This window comes from Xenorhabdus cabanillasii (genome assembly GCF_003386665.1).
Lineage (GTDB): Bacteria > Pseudomonadota > Gammaproteobacteria > Enterobacterales > Enterobacteriaceae > Xenorhabdus > Xenorhabdus cabanillasii.
In genome coordinates this window covers 3,975,017-3,992,857 of sequence record NZ_QTUB01000001.1, presented here as the reverse complement: position 1 = coordinate 3,992,857, position 17,841 = coordinate 3,975,017, and the positions used below count along the sequence as shown (strand labels likewise).

Here is a 17,841-nt window from a genome sequence, read left to right as displayed (position 1 = left end):
CCGGACAATAGAGATTAAGGTTGATCAATTTATAGATGATATCATGTTAAATACAATATGAGATGATAATTAGCACAAAAGCACCAATATTCTGGTTACATCATTTATACCTTTATTTAATAAATGATTAACATTCGAAAAAAAGAGATTTCAAGATTGAAAGGGTGGGATCTCTGTGGCAGCGTTAGCTTCTCAATCAAGTAATGAAAAAGGTTTCTTATGACACAACAGCGGCTTGTTAAACATCGTCTGGATTATAAAGCGCCAGATTACACTATTACAGATATTGATCTCGATTTTGTTCTGGATGCAGATAAAACAACTGTAACGGCAACCAGCCAGGTAAAACGTCTGATTAATGACATTACACCACTCATTTTGGATGGGGAAAATCTCACACTGAAGAGTATTCATATTAATAATACAGCGTGGGAACATTATCAGGAGCAGGATGATAAATTAATCATAGAACAATTACCCGCGCAGTTTATTCTGAAGATTGTTAATGAAAACCATCCATCTGCTAACACTGCACTTGAAGGGCTGTATGTGTCAGGGGATGCTCTGTGTACGCAGTGTGAATCGGAAGGTTTTCGTAACATTACTTATTATCTGGACAGACCGGATGTACTGGCTCGTTTTACGACCCGTATTACCGCAGATAAGTCTAAATATCCTTTCTTATTGTCTAATGGTAACCGTGTTGAGCGGGGAGAGCTTGATGATGGGCGCCATTGGGTGAAATGGCAGGACCCATTCCCGAAACCTTCTTATCTGTTCGCGTTGGTGGCGGGGGATTTTGATGTCTTGCATGATACTTTTATTACCCGTAGTGGTCGTGAAGTTGCTCTGGAGCTGTTTGTAGACCGGGGTAATTTGGATCGTGCCGATTGGGCAATGACATCACTGAAAAACTCCATGAAGTGGGATGAGACTCGCTTTGGGTTGGAGTATGACCTTGATATTTACATGATCGTCGCTGTTGATTTCTTCAATATGGGGGCGATGGAGAATAAAGGGCTGAATATCTTTAACTCCAAATATGTATTAGCTAAAACTGAAACGGCAACAGACAAAGATTATCTCGGCATTGAAGCCGTGATTGGTCATGAATATTTCCATAACTGGACGGGAAATAAGATCACTTGCCGTGACTGGTTCCAGTTGAGTCTGAAAGAAGGGTTGACGGTATTCCGTGATCAGGAATTCAGTTCTGATTTAGGTTCACGCTCTGTTAACCGTATTAATAATGTGCGTGTTATGCGCGCAGCGCAGTTTGCTGAAGATGCCAGCCCAATGGCGCATCCTATCCGCCCTGATCAAGTGATGGAGATGAATAATTTCTATACGCTGACAGTCTATGAGAAAGGTTCGGAAGTAATCCGAATGATCCATACATTGTTGGGTGAGGAACAATTTCAGGCGGGAATGCAGCTTTATATTCATCGTCATGATGGTAGCGCAGCAACCTGTGATGATTTTGTTCAGGCGATGGAAGATGCTTCAAACGTTGATTTGACATTATTCCGTCGTTGGTACAGCCAATCCGGTACTCCGGTAGTGACTGTCCGCGATGAATACAATGCAGAAAAACAGCAATATACTCTGCATGTCAGTCAGATGACACCACCAACTGCCGATCAGAAAGAGAAACTGCCACTACATATTCCACTGGATATTGAGTTGTATGATGAGAATGGCCGGGTAATCCCACTGTGTCGTGATGGTCAGTTGGTTCACCATGTCCTGAATGTTATCAATGCAGAACAATCATTTGTATTTGATGATGTTCCGTCACAGCCGATTCCTTCTTTATTACGTGAATTCTCGGCACCAGTGAAACTGGATTATCCATATAGTGATACCCAATTGGCGTTCTTAATGAAGCATGCTCGTAATGAGTTTTCCCGTTGGGATGCCGCACAAGCGCTGTTGGCTAATTACGTAAAACTGAATGTTGCCCGCTATCAGCAATCTCAGTTAATAGAGCTGCCAATACATGTGATTGATGCATTTCGTGCGGTATTGTGGGATAAGGATATCGATCCTGCTTTGGCCGCCCTGATCCTGACACTGCCGTCTGAAAATGAAATGGCAGAGTTGTTCACGGTGATTGATCCACAGGTTATCCATGAAGTGCTTTATGCTATCACGCGTAGTCTGGCTAATGAAATGGCGGATGAGTTCGCTGCTGTTTATCATAATATTCACACAGGAACATATCGTGTGGATCATCAGAATATTGCGAAACGTGCATTACGCAATATTTGTCTGCATTATTTAGCCTTTATTGAAGATAAGGGACTGGCAGATAAATTAATTGCAGCCCAATATTATCAGGCTGATAATATGACGGATACTATTGCTGCGTTATCTGCGGCGATGGCGGCAGAATTGCCTTGTAGTTATCAGCTGATGGATGAATTTGATCAACGTTGGCATCAAGATGGTTTGGTTATGGATAAATGGTTTATTCTTCAGGCCACTAGCCCGGCGTTTGATGTACTTGATAAAGTTCGTAGCCTGATGAAGCATCGTTCTTTCAGTCTGAGTAATCCAAACCGGGTTTATTCGTTGCTGAGAACTTTCTTTGCCAATAACGCAGTAGCATTCCATGCTGAAGATGGGCGTGGTTATCAGTTCCTGAAAGAAGTATTGACTGACCTGAACAGCCGGAATCCACAAGTGGCATCACGTTTGATTGAACCATTGATTCGTCTGAAACGTTACGATGAAAAACGTCAGGCGCTGATGCGTGCTACTTTAGAAGAGCTGAAAGAACTGGAAAACTTATCTGGTGATCTGTTTGAAAAAATCACCAGGGCTCTTGAAAGCTGAGTTATCATATTTGCCTCCGGCAATAGCCGGAGGATATTTTGCTGTTCAGATCTTCTTCTGTCGATAACTTGCTAACATAGCAATTTGTTATTACAGAAATACACTGAAAAATATCTTCTTCGCTACGTTTACATTTTGGCAGGATCTCTTTAAGATGCTCCGCGCTTATTTCACTGTCACCATGACCTGTCATTATGCTTGCAGGAGATTACATGTATTATTCTCTTCTAAAAAAGGCATTGTTCCAGCTTGATCCGGAACAAGCACATGAACTTACTTTCCGCCAGCTTAAACTTGTTACCGATACTCCTTTCGAATTCCTCATCCGCCAATCAGTTGCTACTAAACCCGTCACTTGTATGGGATTGTCATTTAAAAATCCTCTTGGTTTAGCCGCTGGTCTTGATAAGAATGGTGATTGCATTGATGCATTTGGTGCAATGGGATTTGGTTTTGTTGAAATTGGTACAGTAACGCCACGCCCACAAGCCGGGAATGATAAGCCGAGGTTATTCCGCGTTGTTGAAGCGGAAGGCATTATTAATCGGATGGGTTTTAATAATCTTGGCGTTGATAATCTGGTCGAGAATGTCAAAAGAGCAAAATATGACGGAATTATCGGAATTAATATTGGTAAAAATAAAGATACACCAGTAGAAAATGGTAAAGATGATTATTTAATTTGTATGGATAAAGTTTATCCTCATGCAGGTTATATTACGATTAATATCTCTTCACCTAATACACCGGGTCTGAGAACATTACAGTATGGTGAAGCACTGGATGATCTCTTATCTGCGATTAAAAATAAACAAAGTGAACTACAACAAAAATATCAAAAGTACGTTCCTGTTGCTGTGAAAATTTCGCCAGACCTGACAGAAGAAGAATTAGTAAAAATCGCAGATAGTTTAATGCGCCATGACATCGATGGTGTTATTGCGACTAATACCACATTAGATAGAAAGATTATTGCAGGATTGAGTCACTATCAGCAGGCGGGTGGTTTGAGTGGCCGCCCTGTACAACTGCGTAGCACAGAGATTATTCGACGTCTTTCTCAGGAATTAAAAGGTGAAATACCAATTATTGGTGTTGGTGGAATTGACTCCCTGGTTTCTGCCAGAGAAAAAATGGAAGCAGGAGCTTCATTGATTCAGATATTCTCTGGTTTTATTTATAAAGGGCCAAAATTAATCAAAGATATTGTCAATTATATCTGAGTATTCGCTGTAATCTTGTGTTGAAGGTTTTATGTTGGGGGTTTATTTCTGCCCCCAATTCGTCTATATTTTGTCTGACAGACTAATCTTTTATCAATTCTTTTGAATTTCCATGATGGTGGTGTTTATTTTTAAACAAGTAAACTATTTTGAGCATAAAAAGGTAACCAATGAGAATTAGACCTGATGATCAGTGGCACTGGTATTTTGATGCCGAGCATAATCGTGTCATGCTCGATCTTGCTAATGGTATGGTTTTTCGTTCCCGCTTTCCTGCCAAAATGTTAACTACTTATGCAACCACGATGAAAGAAAGCTGTTTTTCTGTCGATGATGCAGCACTTTATTATACTTTCGAAGAATATTCCCGCCGCATTAATATTGCACCAGAACTCAGGGCTGAATTAGCGCTAAATGGATTAGTTGCATTTCGCTTTATGAAACCGCAAATGCCAAGAAGCTGGTATTTTTCTGTTTTTTCTTTAATTACTAAACCGGAACAAGGAGAAATTGTTCAGGTGCGTTTACAAAACGATGGAACAGAAATTTTGTTTATGGTTGCTGAAGCTGGAGATAGTGCCAGCGTATGCTTATTAGTGCAGCAAAAATTAGATCTCGGTGATCGCGTGATGAATTTTTGCGATCCGATCAAAATAATGAATGATCGTTTAATGCCTTATATTGAACCCGCCCAGGCACCTATATATGACAAGGTGATTTAAGGTAATCTAACGTTATTGTATTATAGGAAGACCACAAATTAACTTTATAGCTTATAAATATTGATCTGCATCAACCAAGGACTGATTTTCCCTCTCTTTCACTGTCTTAACTAATACCTGATCATCGAGAGTCTCCGGTATTTTTTCGTACAGCTCCTCAGTAACACAATAAAAAAGCAGGTTGATTTTTGTTCAGAGTGAGCAACCTTATGACATGTTGCCGGTATTAGCTATAATGGCAGCAATTTTTTGGTGGTAAATTTTTTGGTGAATAATAGCATGAACTCTCTCTTTGCCAGCACGGCACGTGGACTGGAAGAACTGTTAAAGAACGAACTGGAAATATTGGGTGCGCAATCCTGTAAGATTGCCCAAGGCGGGGTTCATTTTAAAGGCGATGAACGGGTAATGTATAAAAGCCTGCTCTGGAGCAGGCTGGCATCCCGTATCCTGCTGCCACTTAATGAATTCAAGGTATACAGTGATCTGGACCTGTATCTTGGAGTTCAATCTATTGACTGGACTGAGATTTTTTCAGTAGATAGTACATTTTCAGTCCATTTTAGTGGTACAAATGAAGAAATCAGAAATACACAATATGGTGCTCTGAAAGTAAAAGACGCCATTGTTGATTGTTTTGTTCGTAAGATAAAACAGCGTCCTGATGTTGCTAAGCAACAGCCGGATGTCCGCATTAATGTCTTCCTGAATCAAGAAAAGGCAACTGTCTCCCTGGATTTAAGTGGAGACGGATTACATATCCGTGGTTATCGTGATTTGGCCGGACAAGCTCCTTTAAAAGAGAATTTGGCCGCAGCGATTGTCTTGCGTTCTGGTTGGAATGCGGGCACTCCGATGGTTGATCCGATGTGTGGTTCAGGAACGTTGTTGATTGAAGCGGCAATGATAGCGGCAGATTGTGCCCCTGGTTTACGCCGTCAACATTGGGGATTCACTTCATGGCTGAAATTTAATGAAACAATCTGGCGTGAAGTTATCACTGAAGCACAGGTACGTTTCCGAAAGGGACTGCAAGAAACAACTTCCCGTTTTTTTGGTATAGATATTGACCGTCGGGTTATGGATATGGCGCGCTCAAATGCCAGAAGGGCTGGCGTTTCCCAATTGATCCAGTTCCAGCAGGGAGATGCGAGTAAGCTGGAAAATCCATTGCCAGAAGGGGGAATGGGGACAGTATTGAGTAACCCGCCTTACGGCGAACGTCTTGAAAGTGAGCCTGCACTGATTGCTTTACACAGTGTATTTGGCCGGATCATAAAAAACCGGTTTCCGGGCTGGCGCTTATCTCTATTCAGTGCTTCACCAGAATTGTTGAGTTGCCTGCAATTGCGGGCTGAACGTGAGTTTAAAGCGAAAAATGGCCCTTTGGATTGTGTTCAGAAAAATTATTTTATCCAGACAAACTCTTCCATCCAGAAAAGCGAGCAATTATCAGACAAACCTCAATCATTGGATAGCGGTATTGCCGAAGATTATGCGAACCGCCTGCGTAAAAATGAGAAGAAGCTGAGTAAATGGGCTAAGCAGCAGGGTATTGATTGCTATCGATTATATGATGCAGATTTGCCGGAATATAACGTAGCAGTTGATCGCTATGCTGATAAAGTTATTGTTCAGGAATATTCACCACCTAAATCTGTTGATGCTAATAAAGCTCGTCAGCGCCTATTTGATGTGATCAGTGCAACAATGAATGTGCTCGGATTGCAATCTAATCAGTTGATCCTGAAAACCCGTCAGCGTCAGAAAGGCAAAAATCAATATGAAAAACTCGCTGAGAAGAAAGAATTCTTTTTGGTAAATGAGTATGGGGCGAAATTCTGGGTTAACCTGACAGATTATCTGGATACAGGACTATTTCTCGATCACCGTATTGCCCGACGGAAATTGGGAGAAATGAGTCAAGGGAAAGATTTTCTTAATTTATTTGCCTATACCGGTTCAGCAACAGTTCATGCTGGATTGGGAGGAGCGCGCTCGACGACTACAGTGGATATGTCCCGTACTTACCTTGAATGGGCTGAGAAAAACTTACAGGTGAATGGCCTGACTGGTCGTCAGCATCGCCTGATTCAGGCTGATTGTTTGGGTTGGCTTGAGCAGACAAGTGAGCAATTTGATCTGATTTTTATTGACCCTCCGACATTTTCCAATTCCAAACGCATGGAAGATACATTTGATGTTCAGCGTGATCACATTACTTTAATGGAACGACTGAAACGTTTGCTTCGTCGTGGCGGAATTTTAATGTTCTCCAACAATAAACGTGGTTTTAAAATGGATTTTGCTGAACTTGAAAAATTAGGTCTGGTGGCAGAAGAAATTACAGAGAAAACTTTATCTCAAGATTTTGCCCGTAACCGCCAGATCCACAACTGCTGGCTGCTGCGTCACGTTGGCGAGGAAAAATAATATTATGTCATTAATTAGTTTATCTGGTGCCTGGTTATCATTCAGTGATGCGCCGTTATTGGATAATGTTGAGCTGCATATCGAAGAAAATGAAAGAGTGTGTCTGGTTGGCTGCAATGGGGCAGGGAAATCTACCTTATTGCGTGTACTGGCGAAAGAACAGATGCTGGATGACGGGCAAGTTACCTATGAACAGGATCTGATTGTCGCCCGTTTGCAACAGGATCCTCCCCGTGATGTGGAAGGAACAGTATTTGATTTTGTTGCTGAAGGAGTGAAAGAGCAAGCGGAATATATTAAGGCGTTTCATCAGGTATCACGTCTGGTAGAAACAGATCCTAGCGACAAAAACCTCAACCAGCTGGCGGAATTACAGGAAGTGTTAGATATTCGCGGTCTTTGGTTACTAGACAGCCGCATTAATGATGTATTAAAACAGCTTTCTTTACCTGCCGAAGCGAAGTTATCTTCTTTGTCGGGAGGTTGGTTACGTAAAGCCGCTTTAGGAAGGGCTTTGGTCAGCTCACCAAAAGTTCTTTTCCTTGATGAACCAACTAACCATCTTGATATTGATACGATTGAATGGTTGGAAAATTTCCTGAAAGATTTTAATGGCAGTTTAGTTTTTATTTCTCATGACCGTTCATTTATTCACAGTATGGCGACCCGAATTGTCGATTTGGATCGTGGAAAACTGATTTCATGGCCGGGAAATTATGATAAGTACCTTGAAGGCAAAGAAGAAGCTTTACGGGTTGAAGAACTACAGAATGCTGAATTTGATAAAAAGCTGGCTCAGGAAGAAGTTTGGATCCGTCAGGGAATTAAAGCACGTCGTACCCGTAATGAAGGGCGGGTAAGGGCACTGAAAGCATTGCGTGTGGAGCGCTCTGAACGTCGTAACGTTATGGGCACGGCAAAAATGCAGGTCGAGGAAGCGACACGCTCCGGTAAGATTGTGTTTGAACTGGAAAATGTTAATTACCAGATTGGTGATAAGTCATTAGTCAAGAATTTTTCGGCTCAAATTCAACGTGGTGACAAAATTGCTTTAGTCGGGCCGAATGGTTGTGGCAAAACAACACTATTGAAGCTGATGTTGGGAGATTTGTCGGCAGATAGTGGTCGGATCCATTGTGGAACAAAACTTGAAGTTGCTTATTTTGATCAGCATCGTGCAGCGCTTGATCCAGACAAAACGGTGATGGACAACCTTGCCGAAGGTAAACAGGAAGTGGTAGTAAACGGGCGTCCACGTCATGTTTTGGGTTATCTGCAAGATTTCCTTTTCCATCCTAAACGGGCGATGACACCAGTCCGGGCACTTTCGGGTGGTGAACGTAACCGTCTGCTGTTAGCACGTTTATTCCTGAAACCCAGTAATTTGCTTATTCTTGATGAACCTACCAATGATCTCGACGTTGAAACGCTGGAGTTACTGGAAGAACTCGTGGACGGTTATAGCGGTACAGTGATTTTGGTAAGCCATGATCGTCAGTTTGTTGACAATTCAGTAACAGAATGTTGGGTTTTTGAAGGTAATGGAGAGATCAATAACTATGTTGGGGGATACTTTGATGCTCAGCAGCAACGGGCACAAACAGTCTCTTTACGTCAGTCTTCCGTGAAAAAAGAGAAAGTGGAAGCCAAACCAGTTAAAACTAAGGAAGCTACGAAACGTTCAAATAATAAGATAAGTTACCATTTACTCAGAGAGTTAGAACAACTACCATCATTATTGGAAACGTTGGAACAAGAAATAGAACAGCTACAAACTCAGGTCAGTGATCCAGAATTTTTTAATCAATCACACGAAATCATACAAAACGTGTTGCAGGAACTGGCAGATAAAGAGCAAGAATTAGAAAAAGCTTTTGATCGCTGGCAGGAGCTGGAAATGATTAAAAATGGATGATATTTGCTGCATATATATCAGATAGTGTACAAATTGCCGCTAATACAGCGGCAATTTACAGGGCTAAATAAGATAAAAAGCGGCATTGATTTGTTACAGGAGAGGCACTTTGTGTTCTGACAACCATCAGCATGACAAGCTGGTTTTATGCTCCCAATGCGATATGCTGGTGACCTTACCCGATTTGGAGGAAGGAAATAAGGCTGTTTGCCCACGATGTGATACTTTACTGACTGCAAAGTGGAAAGAACCACGTAATCAACCGACAGGCTATGCAGTAAGTTCATTATTAATGTTATTTCTTGCCTGCCTGTTTCCTTTCGTCAGCATGAATGTTGCAGGTATTGTCAGTGAAATTACTCTGACAGAGATCCCAGAGGTCATGTTCAGTGAAGATTATTCGAGCATAGCTGTATTCTTCTTGGTCTTTGTGCAGTTTGTGCCTGCATTCTGCATGGTTTCCATTATCCTTTTATGTCAGAACATTAAAATAGCGCGACGGCTAAAAATTGAGTTGGCACGTATTTTGTTTCAGATGAAAACCTGGTGTATGGCAGAGATCTTTTTAGCCGGGGTGCTGGTTAGTTTTGTAAAGCTTATGGCTTATGGCGATATTGCGGTTGGCCTGAGTTTTTTGCCTTACTGTCTTTTTTGCCTATTTCAGGTCAGAGCGTTCCAATGTCTTGACAGATATTGGATTTGGAATGATATAGAACCTGAACCTAAAGTGTGTATACCTCTGCAAGCGGGTAAACCCGGTTTAGTTCAGGGCATCAGATTGTGCCAATGTTGTACTGCTATTTTGCCTGTTCAACAACATCAATGCTCCCGTTGTCACTCAAAAGGGCATGCTCGCCGTCACTATAGCCTTCAATGGACTATGGCGCTATTAATTACATCAGCCATACTTTATATTCCAGCGAATGCGTTGCCGATCATGGTGACCCAGACATTAGGCCGTCACATTAACTCAACCATTTTGGAAGGCATTATTTTGCTCTGGAGTACTGGCTCCTATCCGGTTGCTCTGGTTATTTTTATCGCCAGTATTATGGTGCCTTTGCTGAAAATGTTCTCTATCGGTTGGTTATGCTGGGACGCTAAAAGTCACGGCAGATATAACTCGGAAACTATGCATTTGATTTACGAAGTGGTGGAATTTGTTGGGCGCTGGTCAATGATTGATGTTTTTGTTATTGCTGTTTTATCAACATTAGTACGTATGGGGCAGTTTATGAGTGTCTATCCCGCAACAGGAGCAATATTGTTTGCTTTGGTGGTGATTTTGACAATGTTTGCGTCAATGACATTTGATCCGCGTTTAACCTGGGATAAAGCTAATAAGAAATTTGAGTTACAGAAGAATGAGGAATCGTAAGGTGACGGATAAAGAAGAGAAGCTGACTCAGGCCAGGATCAGTAAACTTAAGAGTTGGTCACCTATATGGATCGTACCGATTGTTACTGTGCTTATTGGTGCCTGGATATTATTTTATCACTTTAGCCATCAGGGACCCGAAGTCACTCTGATAACGTCTAATGCTGAAGGTATTGAAGCAGGAAAAACGAAAATAAAAAGCCGCAGTGTTAATGTTGGTGTGGTTGAAAGAGTATCGTTAAGCGATAACTTAGGTGAAGTGATTATCAAAGCGCGCTTAAATGATGGTATGGAGAGGTTATTACATAAAGATACTGCATTCTGGGTCGTAAAACCCCAAATTGGTCGAGAAGGCGTTTCTGGCCTGAGTACATTGTTATCTGGGGTATTTATTGAATTACAACCCGGAAATGAAGGTAGTGAAGAAAGAAAATTTTCATTGTTAGATGCACCCCCTTTGGCATCGCCTGATGCCAAAGGTATTCGGTTAGTTTTAACCAGCGAAAAAGCAGGACGACTATCTCCCGGTGATCCGGTTTTATTTCGTGGATATCGTGTTGGCTCAGTAGAAACGAGTACTTTTGATCCTAAATCTCGTTTAGCCAAATATCAGATTTTTGTTAATGCTCCTTATGATGGACTACTGACAACTAATGTCCGATTTTGGAAAGACAGCGGTATTGCTTTTGATGTTTCTTCGCAGGGGCTGAGAGTTGAAGTAGCTGCATTATCAACTTTGTTTGCCGGGGGGGTGAGTTTTGACGTGCCGAAAGGTTGGGATTTAGGTAGTCCGGTTAAAGAAAAAGAAATTTTTAGACTTTACGATAATGAAAAAAAATATCGAAAACTCACTTTATACAGAACACAGAGATTTCTTACTATTTTTCTCTGATTCGGTCAGAGGATTGCAACCAGGAGCACCTGTCGAATTTCGTGGTATACGGGTAGGAACGGTAGCAAAAGTTCCTTTTTATACTGATGGGATAAGGCAGCGCCTTGATAGCGATTTTCGCATTCCTGTCTTAATTCATATGGAGCCTGAACGGTTTGAGAAAGAAATTGGTGATGGTTTCTATACAGATAAAGAGTTGGAAGAAATTATTTCCCGTGGTTTAAGAGCCTCTCTGAAAACAGGAAACTTACTGACAGGGGCACTGTACATTGATCTGGATTTTTATTCTGATGAGAAGCCATGGAAAGGTCCGCGAAAACTTGCCAGTTATGAAATTTTACCAACTATAAGTGGTGGATTAGCTCAAATTCAGCAAAAAGTCATCATGGCTTTGAACAAAATTAATCAAATGCCAATTGAGCCAGTCTTTATTCAGGCAACGCGAACGTTAGAGGAAAGCCAGAAAACAATCAAGGCCGCACATAAGACCATGAATGAGTTAAATAGCATTCTTGCAGGCAAAGAAGTTCAAAATCTTCCCAAAGATATACATAATACGTTGAATGAATTAAATCGCAGTATGCAGGGTATTCAGCCAGGATCGCCGGTTTACAACAAACTGGTTGATAGTATGCAGCGCCTGGATCAGGTCTTGCGCGAATTGCAGCCAGTATTGAAGACGCTGAACAATAAGAGCAACGCATTGGTATTTGAAGCAGAAGCAACTCCAGATCCGGAACCGAAAAAGGCGCGTAATTAATGGAAAAGTTGATGTTAAGATTGGCTCTTTTAATTCCTGTCAGCTTCTTGATTATGGGAAACCTGTTAATTTCGGGGTGCAGTAGTAGCCAACCGAAAAAAATTTATTACCAGTTACCTGCTTCAACAATAACTTCAGAGGTAAGCAGAATAGATACCAATCAAGAGCGTCAGTTATGGGTAAAAAAGGTACACCTCGTTGATTATCTGGCATCATCCGGCATTGTTTATCAAACGGGAGATGTCACTTATAACGATGCTTCAAATCACTTATGGGCCAGTCCACTGGAGCAACAATTACAACAAATTTTAGTTAATCAGTTGAGTTCTGCATTCCCACAGAGGTTGGTTTCTGATCAACCAATAGAAAAGAATGCTGATGCACTGGATCTCACAATAACGGCTTTTCATGGGCGTTATGATGGGCGGGTTACTATTCAGGGATATTGGGTCTTATCTAAACAGAAAGAAGCGATTAAGCGAACATTTAACTTAGAATTGAAACAAACGAAAGATGGTTATGCGGAATTAGTGCGCACTTTGGCCACGGGCTATAATCAGTTGACTCAGTCCATTGCCAGTCAGATAGCTTCACAGGGTTAATCAATTATTCAGAGTAATAAGGTTATTTGATTATCAATTAATTGAGTTTGTTTTACTGTTTTTTATTCTGTAGTTAGCTTGTATTTTTATAGCAACGTTATGACATTTTTATGAATTTCTTTGCTTGATTTTCACCCTGTATCGAGGTATGACTAGGCGTATTCTGAATAAAAGCACTCATTGTTTTTTATGGTAATTTTTCTCTCATGGTAATTATTGAGGAAGTAAGGCATGAAAAGACAAAAAAGAGACCGCTTGGCACGCGCACTTTCTAAAGGTTATCAAGCTGGTATTTTGGGGCGACCACGGGAAAATTGTCCTTATCATTCATTGGATGCTCGTTCACATTGGTTGGGGGGCTGGCGTCAAGCAATGGAGGATCGTGTTTGATGGCAGTAAATAACTTCATTTAATGGAAATCACCTCTGTATAGTAGCGGAGGTGATTAGCATAAGTGAGGGAATTGGTAAGTAATACAGGAAAATCAAAAGTTGTTGGTGTCTTTAAATAAGCCTACTTTCAGATTTGTTGCAGTATAGATGAGTTTACCATCTACTAATACTTCACCATCAGCCAAAGCCATAATAAGTTTACGGTTAATGACACGCTTCAAGTTAATACGGTAGGTAATCTTTTTAGCTGTTGGTAACACTTGTCCTGTAAACTTAACTTCTCCAACACCAAGCGCGCGGCCTTTACCTTCACCACCAAGCCAGCCCATGAAGAAACCAACAAGTTGCCACATTGCATCAAGGCCAAGGCAACCGGGCATAACGGGGTCATTGACAAAATGGCAACCAAAAAACCAGAGGTCAGGATGAATATCGAGTTCAGCTTCGATATACCCCTTATTATAGATGCCACCATCTTCTGTCATCTTAATGATGCGATCCATCATTAACATATTACCAGAAGGGAGTGGTGGCCCATTCTCACCAAATAACTGGCCTTTTCCAGAGGTTAGAAGTTCTTCTTTCGTGTAGGACTCTTGTCTTTTAAACATATTTTGAAATAGCCTTATCATTGGGTAAGGCTAGAGAATAGCGTACAGTTGTACGCTGAACAACTCCGATCAGATATAGGTGCACTAACCCAACCAGCGTAAGAACCAAGGTAACTTAGGACGTTCTTGATTATTCACTTGTGTAATACGTTCGTATATCATAGCTAACAAGTGTTCTTTTTGTGCATCATAGTAAGGAATGCCGGTCAATAATGAAGCGGCTTCGGATACGTGTTCAACAGCCCAAATGTGGAATTTGCCACTTTTCACAGCGCTAACAATATCCTGATGCAGACATAGGTGTTGTATATTGGCCATTGGAATAATTACACCTTGTGAACCGGTCAATTCACGGCAGTTGCACACATGGAAGAAACCTTCAATTTTTTCATTAACGCCCCCAATCGGTTGAACAAAACCGAATTGGTCTACTGCGCCTGTGACAGCGATTTGCTGGTCAATAGGTTGTTGTGATAGCGCACTGATTAATGCACATAATTCTGCCAATGAAGCGCTGTCACCATCAACTTCACCGTAGGATTGCTCAAATACAATCGAAGCAGAGAATGGCTGCGGTTGATCCAGTTTCAATTCAGAGATCAGATAAGCCTGCATGATCATCATGCCTTTTGCATGAATATTGCCACCCAGTTCAACCTTACGTTCTACATCAATAAATTCTCCATCACCTAAATGGGCAACACAACTGATACGAGAGGGTTCACCGATGGGGTCTGGATAGCCGGGATATTCAAGTACGGATAATCCGTTAATTTGACCAATAACAGCACCCTGGGTGCGGATCAGTATTTGACCTTTCAGAATTTCATCTATACTACGCTCAGCCAAATACGCATGGCGCCAACGTCGATTCTCTTCTGCCTGTTGCAGAGAATGAAGTGTAATCTGATTTTCCTGCTGATAATTGGCTGCCGTTGTCAGTTTTTGGTTCAACCACTGAATATCTAAAGGCAAGCTGAATTGATCTTCAGTATAGCGAATAGCCTGTCTGAGTAATTCTGGCCATGCATCGGTACTCAAAGATGGGAGTTTTTGTTGCTGAATGAGTCCGTTGACATAGCGACACCATATTGCCAGATCCGCTTCTTCATGGAATGGCATATCCAGCTCAAATTCACTGTATAAAGCGTTAATTGCCAGCTCTGGTTCGATAGCGTGTAACTCTTCAAGGCTCAATCGATCTCCTACAAGAATCAGATGTAAATCTAACGGAATTGAGGGAATTGGCAGAGGTAAGGAACGATTCTCATCATGTGATAACCAATCAAAACGGCGCTGAATGATCATCTGCTTGAGGCGAACCCACATTAAAGGTTGGGATAACAGAGTGCGCAGAGGTAAAATTAGGACGCCACCATTAACGTGATGAATAAGCCCCGGTTGTAACTGAAGCACGCCTTGATGTGTATAGATATTACCAAACAATTGTTCCGGTTCAATCCACTCACGATAAGCAACACGCTGATTTGGTGCGAAAGGGCCTTCATCAGACGGGTGCCACGTGATGGTTTGGTGTTCAATCTGATAGTAGCCTCCAACATTGGAATGATTTCCTGGTAATAATGCAGAAACTGTATCAGACAAAAGCGCCAGATAGGCATCACTCTCCTCTGCTTTTAACAACATAAAAGATTGACGTAAGTTGGCCTGACAAAAAAGTGTTAGCCCATTATGCAATCTAGGTTGAATTGCTTCTATGGTAATAGTAGGCAATTCAGCAACAGAATTGAAAAGTGCTTGATAAGGTGCACTGTCTGGCTGTAATGACTGCCAGTCTAATTTTAGATTCGTCAAAGTGATAGCTACATGTAGTGAAAAAAAGAAACATTTATTATACAAGATTAGGCAGTGAACCAACATGTTATAATCTTTGAAAAAGATAATATTCGTGTTAACTCATTAACTATCCATAAAATATTTCAGTATCTTGTGTTGTTATGAGCAATTTAGATAAATAATTGCTATGCTTAATTTAGGTTACGCTGTCACTGAGAGATGAAATGAAATATCAACAATTGGAAAATCTGGAATGTGGCTGGAAATGGACTTATTTGGTGAAAAAGTATCGTGAAGGTGAGCCAATTACTAAATATATCGAAAAAAGTGCTGCTCAGGATGCGGTTAATGAATTACTGAAACTGGAACGAGAACCTGTCAAGGTAATGCAATGGATGTCACAGCACATGAATCAGGATTTATCCAATCGCATGAAACAAACTATTCGGGCACGACGTAAACGCCATTTTAATGCTGAACATCAGCATTCGCGTAAAAAGTCTATCGATTTGGATTTTCATGTCTGGCAGCGTCTTTCAAATCTCTCCCAGCGCCAGGGTAAGACGTTATCAGAAACAATAGTGCAACTATTGGAAGATGCCGAATATAAAGAAAAATACACTCACCAAATGTTAAGCTTGAAACAGGATTTAGCTGCTATTTTAGGGAAAGAATCCAACAAATTATAGCCGATGACAGATGAAGCTTACTGCAAAATAAAACCCCATGTGTGAACATGGGGTTTGCACTTCTATTACTAATGAGCATATTACAGAGATACTTTTGGTTGAGTCTGATTAATTTCCTGAGTACCTTGAATATTGATAATCACACGGCGGTCTGGTGCCAGGCAATCAATCAATTTAGCGCGAATTTTGATGTTATTACATGCTGACCCAGTAACAGGATCTTCTTTACCGCGACCTTCAGCTTGAATACTGTTTGCGGGGATACCTTTTGCTACCAGATAGTCTACAACGGATTGAGCACGTTTTTGAGACAGAGGCAAATTATAGCGTTGACTACCAATACGGTCAGTATAACCGATTACTAAAACATGTCCCTGAGTTGGGTCAATTTTCGTTAGTTGGTTATAGAGATTATCCAACTCATGCTTGCCTTCAAGTTTCAATGTTGATTTATTGAAGTTGAACAGAACATCAGAGCGTAGGGTAAAGCTCTTTTTCTCGGTAGCAGGAGTTGGAGCCGGAGTAACAGGTGTAGCAACCGGGATTGCTTCATCCTGACCAAAACGGTAAGAAATACCAACAGTTAGCAGGCCAATATTCGGACGGGCACCGATAGCAGCCTCACGACCATCCAGACGTGAGTTACCATCCCCCCCTCGGCCTACTTTTGGGGTCCACTGGTAATCCAAACGAGTTGCCAGATTTTTGGTTAGTGCATACTCAGCACCAATCGCTATTAATGGAGAAATACCTGTGCTACTGGTTTTCACATTTACTTTGTCTGTAGTTGGCGACCAGGCGTTTGACGGATATTTGTATAAATATGAATTGATATCTTTCGGATCATAAAAAAATTCACCTGTATAAGATATGTCTTTAGAATTATAATGGGCTGCAGCCTTTGAATGCCATACCATCCCTCCCAGGCGAGTATAAACATCTAAATCATTCGTAACCGGAACGCTTAATTTTGCTGTTAACTGGACACCCTGAGCACGAAAATCCCCATTATTGGCGGAGCTTTTATATTTTATGCGCCCTAACCAGTCATAACCCAATTCGAAGCCCAAATATGGAGTTGCCTGATAACCTATATAAGCTCCAGTACCCAGTTGATTTCTGTTTATCGCATCACCTGTTGCGGCAAACGGCTGGGTGGGGCGATAATCTCCTTTAAAAGGTTTTCCGCTCGGGGAAAGGCCCGGCTTTCTTGTTGGATACGATATTGCTGCATTAGAACCGAAGTCAGTAAATTTTGTCTTATTAAACTGGGACCAACCTAACTTAGCACCAGCATACCAGGTATTCTCTTTTGGAGCTGCTTGAGCAATAGTTGCGAAAGTTGCTACTGCCACTGCGATAGCTGTCTTCTTCATTGTACGCCTCGTTATCATCCAAATAAGCAGTTAGCCTTAAAAGTCTTATTATTGGCCATTAGTTGAGATATTTAGTTGGATATATGCACTTCTATCAATAGATGGCTCCTGAAATATAGGATTAGAAAGTACAATACAACCCGACTTTGTAAAGTCTACAACGAACTTTGAAACTTACAAGTACACTATGATTCGTGACGCAAATTTTTTAAA

General features: G+C 41.2%; 12 protein-coding genes and 2 pseudogenes. 10 read left to right on the top strand and 4 right to left on the bottom strand.

The window, feature by feature from the left end:
• The first annotated feature begins 219 nt into the window (after positions 1-219).
• The 3 genes from pepN (at position 220) to BDD26_RS17985 (ending at position 4,783) form a co-directional block, all read left to right on the top strand.
• Entirely contained in the window at positions 220-2,838 is a 2,619-nt protein-coding gene (pepN, locus tag BDD26_RS17995) for an aminopeptidase N (RefSeq protein WP_115827330.1), read from the top strand.
• Positions 2,839-3,050: 212 nt separating this feature from the next.
• Positions 3,051-4,061: a quinone-dependent dihydroorotate dehydrogenase gene (gene pyrD / locus BDD26_RS17990; RefSeq protein WP_115827329.1), complete on the top strand. Its 1,011-nt coding sequence runs from the start codon at positions 3,051-3,053 to the stop codon at positions 4,059-4,061.
• Positions 4,062-4,231: 170 nt separating this feature from the next.
• Entirely contained in the window at positions 4,232-4,783 is a 552-nt protein-coding gene (locus BDD26_RS17985) for a cell division protein ZapC (protein ID WP_115827328.1), read from the top strand.
• A gap of 51 nt (positions 4,784-4,834) precedes the next feature.
• Here BDD26_RS17985 and BDD26_RS20430 read toward each other — a convergent pair.
• Positions 4,835-4,979, bottom strand: a pseudogene (locus BDD26_RS20430) (type II toxin-antitoxin system Phd/YefM family antitoxin); the annotation flags it as partial.
• A gap of 83 nt (positions 4,980-5,062) precedes the next feature.
• Between BDD26_RS20430 and rlmKL the strand changes: the two are divergent.
• The 6 genes and pseudogenes from rlmKL (at position 5,063) to rmf (ending at position 13,153) form a co-directional block, all read left to right on the top strand.
• Positions 5,063-7,216, top strand: a complete 2,154-nt coding sequence (gene rlmKL, locus BDD26_RS17980; RefSeq protein ID WP_115827327.1) for a bifunctional 23S rRNA (guanine(2069)-N(7))-methyltransferase RlmK/23S rRNA (guanine(2445)-N(2))-methyltransferase RlmL — start codon at positions 5,063-5,065, stop codon at positions 7,214-7,216.
• Positions 7,217-7,220: 4 nt separating this feature from the next.
• Positions 7,221-9,131, top strand: coding sequence for an ABC transporter ATP-binding protein (locus BDD26_RS17975; RefSeq protein WP_115827326.1), 1,911 nt, complete (start codon positions 7,221-7,223; stop codon positions 9,129-9,131).
• A gap of 109 nt (positions 9,132-9,240) precedes the next feature.
• A complete protein-coding gene (pqiA, locus tag BDD26_RS17970; RefSeq protein ID WP_115827325.1) occupies positions 9,241-10,509 on the top strand; it encodes a membrane integrity-associated transporter subunit PqiA in 1,269 nt (422 codons plus the stop codon).
• 1 nt (position 10,510) lies between these two features.
• A pseudogene (gene pqiB / locus BDD26_RS17965) lies at positions 10,511-12,161 on the top strand (intermembrane transport protein PqiB).
• Positions 12,161-12,763, top strand: a complete 603-nt coding sequence (gene pqiC / locus BDD26_RS17960) for a membrane integrity-associated transporter subunit PqiC (protein WP_115827324.1) — start codon at positions 12,161-12,163, stop codon at positions 12,761-12,763. The pseudogene pqiB and the gene pqiC overlap by 1 nt, the downstream one beginning before the upstream one ends.
• Positions 12,764-12,994: 231 nt before the next feature.
• A complete protein-coding gene (gene rmf, locus BDD26_RS17955; protein WP_038269312.1) occupies positions 12,995-13,153 on the top strand; it encodes a ribosome modulation factor in 159 nt (52 codons plus the stop codon).
• A 94-nt stretch (positions 13,154-13,247) separates the two neighbouring features.
• Here rmf and fabA read toward each other — a convergent pair whose 3' ends face one another.
• A complete protein-coding gene (fabA, locus tag BDD26_RS17950) occupies positions 13,248-13,766 on the bottom strand; it encodes a bifunctional 3-hydroxydecanoyl-ACP dehydratase/trans-2-decenoyl-ACP isomerase (protein WP_038269313.1) in 519 nt (172 codons plus the stop codon).
• An 84-nt stretch (positions 13,767-13,850) separates the two neighbouring features.
• Entirely contained in the window at positions 13,851-15,581 is a 1,731-nt protein-coding gene (locus BDD26_RS17945; protein WP_115827596.1) for an AAA family ATPase, read from the bottom strand.
• Positions 15,582-15,787: 206 nt separating this feature from the next.
• Between BDD26_RS17945 and matP the strand changes: the two genes are divergently transcribed.
• Positions 15,788-16,252, top strand: a complete 465-nt coding sequence (gene matP / locus BDD26_RS17940; RefSeq protein WP_115827323.1) for a macrodomain Ter protein MatP — start codon at positions 15,788-15,790, stop codon at positions 16,250-16,252.
• A gap of 80 nt (positions 16,253-16,332) precedes the next feature.
• On the opposite strand, the gene ompA is transcribed toward matP, so the two are convergent.
• Positions 16,333-17,628, bottom strand: a complete 1,296-nt coding sequence (ompA, locus tag BDD26_RS17935; protein WP_115827322.1) for a porin OmpA — start codon at positions 17,626-17,628, stop codon at positions 16,333-16,335.
• Positions 17,629-17,841: the final 213 nt, after the last annotated feature.